Annotated in this window: 16 protein-coding genes; 6 read left to right on the forward strand and 10 right to left on the reverse strand. The window is 33.3% G+C overall.

Annotated features, from left to right (window positions below; genetic code table 11):
- Entirely contained in the window at positions 1–345 is a 345-nt protein-coding gene (locus HA141_RS06475) for a (2Fe-2S) ferredoxin domain-containing protein (protein ID WP_032521576.1), read from the forward strand.
- Here the strand turns inward: HA141_RS06475 and HA141_RS06480 are convergent.
- The 4 genes from HA141_RS06480 to HA141_RS06495 are packed head-to-tail and all read right to left on the reverse strand — an operon-like array spanning position 332 to position 4285.
- Entirely contained in the window at positions 332–1420 is a 1089-nt protein-coding gene (locus HA141_RS06480) for a YheT family hydrolase (protein WP_209118079.1), read from the reverse strand. The genes HA141_RS06475 and HA141_RS06480 overlap by 14 nt on opposite strands.
- Entirely contained in the window at positions 1401–2840 is a 1440-nt protein-coding gene (locus HA141_RS06485) for an NAD(P)(+) transhydrogenase (Re/Si-specific) subunit beta (RefSeq protein WP_209118081.1), read from the reverse strand. The genes HA141_RS06480 and HA141_RS06485 overlap by 20 nt, the downstream gene beginning before the upstream one ends.
- An 8-nt stretch (positions 2841–2848) precedes the next feature.
- Positions 2849–3142, reverse strand: coding sequence for an NAD(P) transhydrogenase subunit alpha (locus HA141_RS06490; protein WP_011863273.1), 294 nt, complete (start codon positions 3140–3142; stop codon positions 2849–2851).
- Between the two features lie 12 nt (positions 3143–3154).
- Positions 3155–4285 (reverse strand): Re/Si-specific NAD(P)(+) transhydrogenase subunit alpha, encoded by a 1131-nt coding sequence (locus HA141_RS06495; RefSeq protein ID WP_209118083.1) that lies wholly within the window; start codon positions 4283–4285, stop codon positions 3155–3157.
- Positions 4286–4412: 127 nt separating this feature from the next.
- Here HA141_RS06495 and HA141_RS06500 point away from each other — a divergent pair, with 127 nt between their 5' ends.
- From HA141_RS06500 to trxB, 3 genes are all read left to right on the forward strand, one after another.
- Positions 4413–4991 carry a hypothetical protein gene (locus tag HA141_RS06500; RefSeq protein WP_025894761.1) on the forward strand — a complete coding sequence of 193 codons (579 nt, stop codon included), beginning with the start codon at positions 4413–4415 and terminating at the stop codon, positions 4989–4991.
- 154 nt (positions 4992–5145) lie between these two features.
- Positions 5146–5370, forward strand: a complete 225-nt coding sequence (locus tag HA141_RS06505; protein ID WP_025888753.1) for a hypothetical protein — start codon at positions 5146–5148, stop codon at positions 5368–5370.
- Positions 5371–5449: 79 nt separating this feature from the next.
- Positions 5450–6826: a thioredoxin-disulfide reductase gene (trxB, locus tag HA141_RS06510; protein WP_209118085.1), complete on the forward strand. Its 1377-nt coding sequence runs from the start codon at positions 5450–5452 to the stop codon at positions 6824–6826.
- 9 nt (positions 6827–6835) lie between these two features.
- On the opposite strand, the gene infA is transcribed toward trxB, so the two are convergent.
- From infA to petM, 4 genes are all read right to left on the reverse strand, one after another.
- Positions 6836–7102 (reverse strand): translation initiation factor IF-1, encoded by a 267-nt coding sequence (gene infA, locus HA141_RS06515; RefSeq protein WP_025938552.1) that lies wholly within the window; start codon positions 7100–7102, stop codon positions 6836–6838.
- A gap of 92 nt (positions 7103–7194) precedes the next feature.
- Positions 7195–7407 carry a hypothetical protein gene (locus HA141_RS06520; protein WP_002807551.1) on the reverse strand — a complete coding sequence of 71 codons (213 nt, stop codon included), beginning with the start codon at positions 7405–7407 and terminating at the stop codon, positions 7195–7197.
- A 54-nt stretch (positions 7408–7461) separates the two neighbouring features.
- A complete protein-coding gene (locus HA141_RS06525) occupies positions 7462–8424 on the reverse strand; it encodes an NAD(P)H-binding protein (protein ID WP_209118087.1) in 963 nt (320 codons plus the stop codon).
- 57 nt (positions 8425–8481) lie between these two features.
- Positions 8482–8580, reverse strand: a complete 99-nt coding sequence (petM, locus tag HA141_RS06530) for a cytochrome b6-f complex subunit PetM (RefSeq protein ID WP_011132786.1) — start codon at positions 8578–8580, stop codon at positions 8482–8484.
- Between the two features lie 93 nt (positions 8581–8673).
- On the opposite strand from petM, the gene HA141_RS06535 reads away from it, so the two are divergent.
- Positions 8674–9615, forward strand: a complete 942-nt coding sequence (locus HA141_RS06535; RefSeq protein ID WP_209118089.1) for an alpha/beta fold hydrolase — start codon at positions 8674–8676, stop codon at positions 9613–9615.
- A 6-nt stretch (positions 9616–9621) separates the two neighbouring features.
- On the forward strand, positions 9622–10146 hold the full coding sequence (gene ilvN, locus HA141_RS06540; protein WP_209118091.1) for an acetolactate synthase small subunit: 525 nt from the start codon (positions 9622–9624) through the stop codon (positions 10144–10146).
- Here ilvN and HA141_RS06545 read toward each other — a convergent pair.
- Both HA141_RS06545 and HA141_RS06550 read right to left on the reverse strand, forming a co-directional pair.
- Positions 10143–10748: a peptidylprolyl isomerase gene (locus HA141_RS06545; protein ID WP_209118093.1), complete on the reverse strand. Its 606-nt coding sequence runs from the start codon at positions 10746–10748 to the stop codon at positions 10143–10145. The two genes, ilvN and HA141_RS06545, sit on opposite strands and share 4 nt — an antisense overlap.
- Positions 10749–10792: 44 nt before the next feature.
- Positions 10793–11350: a photosystem I assembly protein Ycf4 gene (locus HA141_RS06550; protein ID WP_209118095.1), complete on the reverse strand. Its 558-nt coding sequence runs from the start codon at positions 11348–11350 to the stop codon at positions 10793–10795.
- Positions 11351–11434: the final 84 nt, after the last annotated feature.

Genomic DNA, 11434 nt, shown 5'->3' on the forward strand with positions numbered 1-11434 from the left:
GTGAATATAAAAAAACATCTTCTACTATGCGCAACACCCACAAAACAGAAATGCTTTAAAGGCAACGAAGGGCAAAAAACATGGGAATGTCTGAAAAAGACTTTAAAAAAATTTGAGAATGATCCCTCTACAAAAAACGTTCATATATTAAGATCAAAAGCTGACTGTTTAAGGGTATGTAAGAACGGCCCAATTCTTCTTATTTGGCCTGATGGTATTTGGTATGAGAAAGTTTCTCCAGAAAAAATTTCAGAAATTTTTACCTCACATATTATTAACGGTAAGCCAATAGAAAAATGGATTTTCAAAAAAACACCATTTTTAAATAGTCCTAGATACTCATAAACCAGTTCTTTACGACTTCGTCTGACCAGCAGCCATTAATCGAATGAAAACCATTATGACCTCCTTTTTCAGTTATTAAAATAGTAAATTTATCAATAGATTCTTTTCCTAAATTCAAAGTATCCTTATATGGAACCCAGGGATCATCCTTGGCATGAATAAAAAGCATTGGAGGTAATTTTTTTATTGAGTTTTGAATTCTAAATATTGGAGAAGCTTTAATATAATAATCCTCTAAAGAATTAAATCCCCAACAAGGAGCTGTAAATTTCTGATCAAATTCTCTTATACTTTTTAAATTTTTAATTTTAATTCTTAATTTCTCGTTATCAAGGAGTTTGCCCTCATCATTAAATCCCTCCCATAACTGATTTTTTAAGCGGTGAAGTAGCCATTTTTGGTAGATAGAATTTCTAGGTTTTTCAATACACAGACTGCATGAAGACAAATCTAAAGGGGTACTCACGCAGGCAAGGCCATCTAAAAGTTTTTCTCCTTTGTTTTTGTCGTAATCTAGGCAGGCATTTAAAAGAATTGTTCCACCTAAAGATAATCCAACTCCGTAAATTGGAAGATTATTATTCCTTTTGATAAGATCTTTGAACTCTAAATTAATCAATTTTTTAAAATAATTAATTGCTGAAATTACATCACTGGAGCATCTAGCACAATAATTTCCTTTAGCTAAATATCTCGCTGATCCAGATCCTCTTAGATTTAATTTAAGAACTCCAAAACCATTATTTGCTAATTTCCTAGATATTCTTCTTAAACCAAACCGTTTAGTTGAGCCCCCTAAACCATGTGTAACGATTACAAAACCCCTAAGTGAGTTTAAGTTTTCAGGTAATTCTAAAAAACCTAAAAGATAATCACATTCAAATTTTTTAGAAAGAATTTTATTAATCGGAAAGAATATTTTTTTATTTTTTTTTGATTTACCAAAATCAATAACAAAAGTATCTCTCAAAGTTTGTAAGTCGCCACCTATCCAAGGTAAGACTTCTCGAAATGGCTTATTTTTTATGTAATCTAAGAAACTAAAAGATATACTATTATTTCTCCCCAACTCCAAGATCCTTTAATTCTCCAATCAAATCATTCAGTACCTTTTTTGCATCACCAAAGACCATTGAGGTATTTGGCAGATCAAATAAATCATTTTTAATTCCGGAGTAACCTGCACTCATACCACGTTTAATTACAAATACAGTTCTTGCTTCCTGCACATCAAGAACTGGCATGCCATATAAAGGAGAAGAGCTATCATTTTTAGCTTGAGGATTAACCACATCATTTGCTCCTAAAACTAAAACAACATCCGTTGCTGGAAAATCAGGATTTACAACGTCCATCTCTTTAAGTTGTTCGTAAGGAACATCTGCTTCTGCTAAAAGTACATTCATATGTCCAGGCATCCTCCCTGCTACAGGATGAATTGCGTAAACAACTTCAATACCATTTTGCTCTAGTTTTTTTGTCACTTCCCTTAAAGTATGTTGTGCTTGAGCTACCGCTAGACCATAACCAGGAACAATAATTACCTTGTTAGCTGCCTCTAAAGTCAATGCACATTCTTCAACACTGCAAGAAGTTATATTTGTGTATTCTCCTGAACCAGAAGAGGTCGTACTTTGCGCAGACAAAGACCCTCCAAAAAGAACTGAGACCAATGATCTATTCATACCCTTGCACATTACCTGAGTAAGTATTAGACCTGCTGCTCCAACCATTGCGCCTGCTACTATCAAAAGCTGACTATCTACAACGAAACCTGCTGCTGCTGCTGCAATACCTGAATAGCTATTTAATAAAGATATAACGACTGGCATATCAGCTCCACCAATTGGCAAAGTAACTCCAATACCTAATAAAGAAGAAACTATAACTAAAAGCCAAATAGAACTTGTATTGCCGTTTATCAAATCAAAAAAGGCTATCAAGGAAGCAACTGCAAAAACAATATTTACAAAATGTCTAACTTTGCTCTGAGTCCATCCTGGAGTTGACAACCAACCCTGTAACTTTGCCATCGCGACAATTGAACCTGTGAAAGTTATGGCACCAACAAATATAGAAACAGATATTGAAACTTCGTTAATCAGTGACTTAAAAAAATCAAAATTTTCTTGTCCACCAGATATAGGAAAAATTGCCACTCCTAAAGCAACTAAAAGTGATGACATTCCTCCACAACCATTGAACAATGCCACTGTTTCAGGCATGGAGGTCATAGGTACTTTTTTTGCAAGAATTGCTCCAAATAAACTACCTATGATTGATCCAATTATTATCCAAATCCAAGACTGAATAGCAATTCCAGAAGTACCTAAATAATAAGAAAGTAATCCTAATACTGATAGCGACATTGCAAATGCAGCTAATCTATTGGCATCCCTTGCTGATTTTACTTTTGACAATCCTTTTATTCCCAAAGCCAGTAAAAGTACTGCTAGAAGGTCAATAACGAATTTAATGATTACAGGTAGATTCATGTTAAAACTTACTTCTTATTTGATGGTTTACGACTAAACATCGCGAGCATTCGATCAGTCACAAAGAAACCTCCCACAACGTTGAAAAGAGCAAATCCAAGAGAAACTGAACCAATGATTAAAAGTGGTACGTTACCTTCTGCTTTTACAATTAAAGTCAAGGCTGCAAGCATTGTTATTCCTGAAATTGCATTTGCTCCACTCATTAGAGGTGTATGAAGAGTAGGAGGAACTTTTCCAATTAACTCGAGGCCTAATAAACTACCAAGTAAAAGAACCCAAAGAAGACTGATAAAAGACATAATTTTAAAACCTCAATTTTCAAAAACTTTATTTTGAAGAACAACTCCTTCATCGCTTAATAAACATCCAGAAATGAGTTCATCCTCTTTATCTAATTTAATTACACCATCTTTTACAAATGGTGTAATCAAAGATGTTAAGTTCTTAGCATAAAGTGAACTTGCATCATAAGGAACTGAAGAGGGTAATTCGCCCGCTCCTATAAGTTTTACCCCATCTTTGATAATAGTTTCATTAGATTTTGTTCCTTCGCAGTTCCCTCCCTGAGAAACAGCTAAATCAATAACTACTGCTCCAGGCCTCATTTTTTCAATCATGGGTGAGTCTATTAAAACAGGGGCCTTTTTACCTAGAACTTGCGCAGTACATATAGCAACATCAGCTTCAGATAAATATTTAGTTAAAGTTGCCTTCTGTTTTGAGAGAAATTCGGGTGTTACAGCTTTTGCATAACCTCCTGCCTCACCAGGCTTTTCCTCAACTTCAGGAAGTTCTATAAATCTTGCTCCAAGGGACTCTACTTGTTCTTTAACAGCAGGTCTAATATCAGATACAAATACTATTGCTCCAAGTCTTTTCGCCGTCGCAACTGCCTGTAATCCTGCAACTCCTCCACCAAGAACCACTACTTTTGCAGGTTGGACTGTCCCTGCTGCAGTCATAAGCATTGGAAAATATCTATCTAACTCACTTGCAGCCAAAAGAACTGCTTTATATCCAGCAATATTGGCCTGTGAAGAAAGAACATCAGAAGACTGAGCTCTACTAATCCTCGGAAGCAACTCTAGTGATAAAGCTGAAATCTTATTACTATTTATAATTCTAAGAAGCTCTTTATTACCATATGGGTTAAGAAGACCAAGAAGAACAGCGCCTTTCTTTAACTTAGTTAAATTATTCTCTGATGGAGTTTGAACACAAAATATTAAGTCAGCTTCACCCCAAATTTTTTGATCTAGGTTTTTTATTATTGTTCCGCCCGATTCTTCATATGATAAGTCACTAAATCCTGATAATTCTCCTGCTGAACTTTCAATATAAATATCACATCCAAGGCTTTTTAATTTCTTTACCGCTTCTGGTGTTGCTGAAACTCTCCTTTCACCAGAGCTCGTTTCGGAAGGAATAAGTATCTTTGTCAATTTATTTATTTTTTTAACATACTAAATATAAATTGAAGAAAGTCAAAAGTCTTGGATTTTTGTTAAAAATATATTTTCTTTTCTATAAAAAATAGCTATCTAGAATATATAAGTACTAAATAATCCAATGAGTATAAAAGCAATCGAATGTCCTGATGGAGTTTGCCACAGTCATCATGGTGGTCATGCTGTTCCAAGGCAAGCTATGCAGAAAAATCTAGAAAAGCATGGCAAAGACTGGTGCGAGAAATTAGCAGAGAGAATTTATGAAATGTCAGTTGATACTTATTCACAGACAGTCATGCCCAGTCTCCACTCGGCAGGTTGGCAAAGAAGGCATTTAGACTGGGAATTTAAGCTGGCAGAAAATGATTCTGAACCTGACGAAGCTCTTGTTGAAGGAATTATTAATGCCACAGAAAGCTTTCTAAGGAGTAGTGAGGTGCATCGATTATTTATTCAGGAATTAGTTCAGGGCACATTCGAGGAAGCAAATGATAAAAAAATAATTTCTAAAGCAATAAAATCTATCATCGAAGAAGAAATTGTTAGTTCACTTAGAGAAAAGAAAGAAACTCTTTTAAAGAAAATATCCGCAAAATTAATATCAGAAGAAAAAGTTAGCGAGGAACTTGCAATAAATTCAGCTAAAGAGGGTTTTGAGGAAGTTGAAAGGCTACTTGCAAATCACAGCGAGGCAGTCTAACTCTATTTCTTTATATTTTCTTTATAATTAACCCAAAAATTGGCTCAAATATAAACTAAAGATTAAATTATTGTTTGGAAGTACAAAGTTGTAACTTATTAGACAATATATAGGTTGTCCGATGTGTTTATCTATATACAACTTTTATGTTTCAATGGACAATTTCATTAGAAAAAGGATCGATATAGCGACCTGTTGGGCTACTAACAGAATTTCTGCAATGGACACTTTAGAAAGGTATGAAGACAGTTACGCAATCGCAGAAGAATTTAGAGAGTGGATACTACATATTGGAGAAAAGAACGAAAATTTAAAAGATTCTGTTTTAAACTTCCCAAAGGAATTAAAAAAATTATTAGACCAAAAAGTCAACGATTGAGTCATAAATCTATCGAGTGAAATCCGCCCTACATTATTTGGGTTTGTTTATTATCATTAGAAGTGAAATTAGCAAATAAATGGAAAATAGAGAGCAGATTTCAAACGTAGAAAATGTTGTAATTATAGGCTCGGGACCTGCGGGTTATACAGCTGCTATATATGCAGCAAGAGCAAATCTTCAGCCTTTGCTCGTAACAGGATTTAATTCTGGAGGAATTCCTGGTGGTCAATTAATGACTACAACATTTGTTGAAAATTATCCAGGTTTCCCAGATGGAGTACTAGGTCCTGAATTGATGGATTTAATGAAAGCTCAAGCAGAAAGATGGGGTACTAATCTATACGAAAGTGATGTTGTCTCAATAAATACTGATTCACATCCCTTTGAATTAAAAACTTTAGAAGGGACTATAAAAGCAAACGCAATTATTATTGCAACTGGTGCAAGTGCAAACAGATTGGGCGTTATAAATGAAGATAAATTTTGGAGTAAAGGAATAAGTGCTTGTGCAATATGTGATGGAGCTACCCCACAATTTAGAGATGAAGAATTAGCTGTTATTGGAGGAGGAGACTCTGCATGTGAAGAAGCAGCATACCTCACAAAGTATGGCAGCAAAGTGCATCTGATTGTTAGATCAGGAAAATTAAGGGCCAGTGCAGCAATGGTTGATAGAGTAAAAGCTAATCCAAAGATAGAAATCCATTGGAACACAAAAGTTGATAAAGCTGATGGTTCTGAATGGCTTGAGAGAATAGAAACTATTCACTCTCAAGAAGGTCAAGGGGAAATTAATATAAAGGGTCTTTTTTACGCTATAGGACACACGCCAAATACGAAGTTCTTAGAAAACAAAATTGATTTAGATAATAAAGGATATATTGCTTGCAAATCAGGAAGACCAGAAACATCTATTGAAGGCATTTTCGCTGCAGGTGACGTTGTTGATTCAGAATGGAGGCAAGGAGTTACTGCCGCAGGAACAGGCTGCATGGCAGCATTAGCCACTGAAAGGTGGCTGGCCGAAAAGAACTTAGCAAAAACTATAGTCAGAGAAACACCCGAACCAGAAAAAAAACTTAATTCATCAGATTTCAATGAAGAAGAGGTTAATGAAGACACCTTCGATTCAAACTCTGAATGGCAAAAAGGCAGTTATGCATTAAGAAAGCTCTATCACGAGAGTAAAAAACCTCTCTTAGTTATTTTTAGCTCCCCAAGCTGCGGCCCATGTCATGTCCTGAAACCTCAATTAAAAAGGGTAATTAAAGAACTTGATGGTGCAGTGCTCGGGGTTGAAATAGATATTGATAAAGATCAAGATATTGCAAAACAAGCTGGTATAAATGGCACCCCAACAGTTCAACTCTTTAAAGAAAAGCTATTAAAAAAACAATGGCAAGGCGTCAAACAAAGAAGTGAGTTTAAAGAAGCTATAAAAAATATTCTCTAAAGAAACTTTTTACTTATTATTCCTTTTAGGATTATTTTTATTAGTTGTAGGTCTAGCATTCCCTGCGTTTCTTTCTCTATAAGTTATCCTCCCCCTAGAAAGATCATAAGGGCTTATCTCAACTAAAACTTTATCTCCAGCTAATAATTTAATTCTAAATTTAGTCAATTTGCCTGCGGCTCTGCATAAACATTGATGTCCTTCAGGTTGTTCCAAGGTAACCAAATAAAATCCATTTCCCTGTTCTTTTTCTATTACACCTGAAGTTTCAATCATTAATTAATCTTTTACTAATTTCATATTATCAGAAAAAGATTGGCCAAAATTGATTTAAGAAAAATTACATACGTAAAAATATGAAATTCAATTCAAATAGAAAATTTAATTTCATTAATTATTTGAAGTTGACCATAGTAAAAATTTGCTTTCGCAATTTTTTCAGAATCTTCTAATTGATCAAAAAAAACAAACCCAAGACTTTCCCATAATGAAGATCCGCAAACATTATTCAATTCATTTTTTGCTTCTTTTGCAAAATTATCTAGTTTTCGCTCAAGATTTTTAGACTTAGAAACAGACATAGTCAATACTATTTATATAGTACAAATATACTATACAAATCTAAGATTGCAATATTAAAAAGGTAATCTCTTTTTTTCCTCAATATTTAGATCTGCTTCCATTTCCCTTAACCTTTTAAGTATTTGTTGGTAGTACTCCTTTATATAACTCTCTAGTGATGTCATATCTTCTTTTTTAAGTTCCAAAATTTCATAAGTTTTGCTCATGTCGGCATCTAATGATTCACCACTACTAGTTACTTCAGCGAAAGCCAATCTTTCAGCAACATTTAAAGAATCTTGGAAAAAGGAAACTACTTTTTGAGTAACAGTAATTAGGAAGGGGGAAACTCTAAAAATTTTCGCCTTTTTTTCACTAAATTTTTCACATAAAGATATAACTTCGTTTGAATCCCATGCTTTGGGACCTACTAACGGTAATGATGTTCTGTGAGTTTGAGGATTATCTAGTGCTGCCACAACAACTTTCGCCATATCTTGAGTATTCATATACGCAATTTTAGTTGGGGTTCCACTCATCCAAACTGCTTGACTATCCAAGATTGGGATGGCGAATTGGCCAATAACTCCTTGCATAAATGCCGCACATTTGAAGATTGTATAGTTTAAATTAGACTTCTCAAGAAGTTTTTCAGTGCAAAATTTAATGTCCATCAAAGGAACATTTCTAAACTTTTCAGTTAGAAGGATGGAAAGAAATATTACCCTTTTTACATTTAAAGATTCGCAAGCATTAAATAAATTAAGTTTTCCATCCCAGTCTATCTCATAAATACTTTTTGGATCATCAGGCCTGCTAGTCGCCGCATCAATAACTACTTCAATATCTTGCAATGCATATTCAATATCAGATGAATTTAATAAATTACCTTTTGTTAGTTCACAACCCCACTCTTGCAGAAAGGAAGCTTTTCTTGGGTTTCTTACAAAGCATCTGACTTCATGTCCATCTTCTATAGCTTGCTTCGCTATTTGTCTACCAAGTGTACCTGTTGCTCCTACTAAAAGAATCTTCATATTTAAGATTTGCTTAACTTGTAGACCATAACTCAAATTGTGATGTATTCGTGAGAATCAATCTCCCTGAAACTTTAATAACAAAGCGCCACCAACCAATCCAATTGGTATCAGTATCCAAAAAACTGCTGCAATACTAAAAATTTCTTTTGCCATAGTAAAATTTTATGATTAATATAATTTACATTCAATATACATTTATTTGTTAAAAAAGTAGATAATGCAAATATCTTGAAAATTTTTAAGTAAATGAATAATAATTTTGCAAAAAATATAAACTTCCCTAATTACTGGAATTGGAATGGTTTTAAAATTTGCTGGAGTGTTGCAGGCGAAGATAATGAAATTCCAATTATTTTTCTCCACGGATTTGGCGCCAATCGAAAACATTGGAGAAACAATTTAGAATATTTTGCGAAAAGGAATTGCGCCACATATTCGCTAGATTTAATAGGATTTGGAGATTCAGATCAACCTGGGATTAGACAAATTGGAAAACTAGATAATGAGATTTGGTCTAATCAAGTGAAAGACTTTATTGCACAGGTGATAAGACCAAAGAATTCTGGGAAAGTAATTCTTATTGGCAATTCTCTGGGATCACTAGTTGCTTTAACATGTGCTGTTTCATTGGAGGATCAGATTGCAAAAGTTATTGCATCCCCGTTGCCAGATCAAATTCAAGAAAATAAAAAGTCGATAACAAAAAAATCATCACTTATAAAATTTCAAAATAAATTCATAAGAATATTTTTTATATTTTTCCCTTTGGAGATCATTTTATTTTTAATAACCAAATTAGGAGTCATAAAACTGGGACTAAATTCTGCTTATTTCAAAAAAGATAATGTTGATCGGGAACTAATAGATTTAGTGACAAAACCAGTTTTAAGGAAAACTTCAGCTAGATCATTACGAGCAATGTGTATTGGGATGTCTTCAAGAGATGAAAAATTTAAAGCCTCTTACCTTTTGAGAAAACTCAGCGCCTCAAGAAAAGTTCCCTTTTTATTAATTTGGGGAGAAAAAGATAATTTCATACCTTTGTTTGTTGGTAAAAAGATTGCAAATTTCCATAGATGGGTAAAATTAAAAATAGTATCCAATTCAGGGCATTGTATCCATGATGAAGATCCTTCAGTATTCAATAAAATCTCTTATGAATGGATTAGAGATTTAAAAACTTTTTAAAAAAATATGAAACATACATTGTCAGTTCTTGTAGAAGATGAATCTGGAGCATTGAGTAGAATCTCAGGTCTCTTTGCTAGGAGGGGATTCAACATAGATAGCCTCGCAGTAGGCCCTGCAGAATCCAAAGGGATTTCAAGGTTAACGATGGTTGTAGAAGGTGACGATGAAACTCTTCAACAAATGACTAAGCAATTGAATAAGTTATTTAATGTCCTAGGAGTTGTAGATTTTACTAATCTCGCAGCTGTTGAGAGGGAATTAATGCTACTTAAAGTTTCATCGAAAGAAGATACTAGAAGTAATATTTTAGATATAGTTCAGATATTCCGTGCAAAGGTTGTTGACGTTTCAGATATAGCCTTAACACTTGAAGTGGTAGGAGATCCAGGTAAGTTAGTTGCTTTAGAGAAATTACTCGAACCTTACGGAATTCTCGAAATAGCAAGAACTGGTAAGGTAGCTCTTAAACGCTCTTCAGGAGTTAATACAGAAATGCTGAAAATAAACAAATTTTCTCTAGAAATTTAATTAGATATCTTGACTTCTTTGATATAGTCGCCATTCTCAATTTTTTTAAGAGTATCTAATCCTTTTATGATTTTTCCGAAAATTGAATATCTTCCGTCTAGTTCAGGAATATTATTAGTTACAAAAAAAAATTCAGTAGAAGAAGAATTATTTTTACCGCTCTTAACCATAGATATTGAACCACTCACAAAAGTATTAACTAATTTTTCAGTTTCATAAGGATTTTTGGTTTGGTAATTATATCTCGGATTAATTTCTTCTTTAAATTTTATTTCTAAAGGTATTGAATGACTTTTTTTATTTAGAGTTTGAATTCGTTCAAAATAAAATTTGTTTTCTGGATTAATACCTCCATGTATAAATTTTAGTTGGGGATGATTTACTATTTTATAAAACTTTTGGTTTTCATAAATATTTTTTTCTATATTCTCTAAAAAGTTTGACACTGTTACTGGATTATCTTTCCCAAATAATTCAACCTCAAAATCACCTTTTGAAGTTTTAAAAAAAACTATTTTATTACCTTGGATACAATTGAATTTGAATTTTTGGCAGTAATAATTTGAATCAATTTCGTTTTTAAGACTACAAGCTACTACCAAAAGCGAGACCTGGAAAAAAGATAATGCTCTTAAAAGGTTATTTTTTATTTTAGACCCTCCAAATTAACACCCAAAAATTTAGCCAGCCGAGCTCCTTCTTCTTCAACTTGAAGCAGTGGTTTAAGTTCACCTGCTCCGCTTAGGGGAAGAGGTTTTTTTCTACCCTTTAAAACCAAAGTAATTCTTCTTCTAGGGTTAAATCCCTCACTAATATCTAACTTAACCGATTTAATTTCATCAAAATTTAATTTAACTTCAATTTCTTTAAATAATCCTTTTCTTTTTATTTCCACAGATTTTGATGATTTATCAAAATAATTACTCCCTGAACCAAAATTTATGTAAACCAAATACCACAAGTAAAAATTTAATAGATTGGCAATAACTCCGTATGCTCCCATTATGATTCCTTGAGGGATAAACAATAAAGTGGAAGGATTCCCCAAAGGTAATAAATCCCTACCTGTGTAGCTAGATATAGAGGCTAAAAGAAAACCAATACCTCCTATGGTTAGCATTCCTCCAATAATATAATTTGAAATTTTTCTTGATCCACCAATTTTTTGTTCGATTTTATCGAAAGAAGTGAGGTCTGAATTCATTTTTATCTTTTTTAGAGCCTAATTCAGATAATTTAACAAACTAAGGGAGTATTCTTACCTAATTTTTAATAAAAAAGTCAGGAA

The sequence above is a fragment of the Prochlorococcus marinus XMU1402 genome (assembly GCF_017696205.1).
Classification (GTDB): domain Bacteria; phylum Cyanobacteriota; class Cyanobacteriia; order PCC-6307; family Cyanobiaceae; genus Prochlorococcus_A; species Prochlorococcus_A marinus_AC.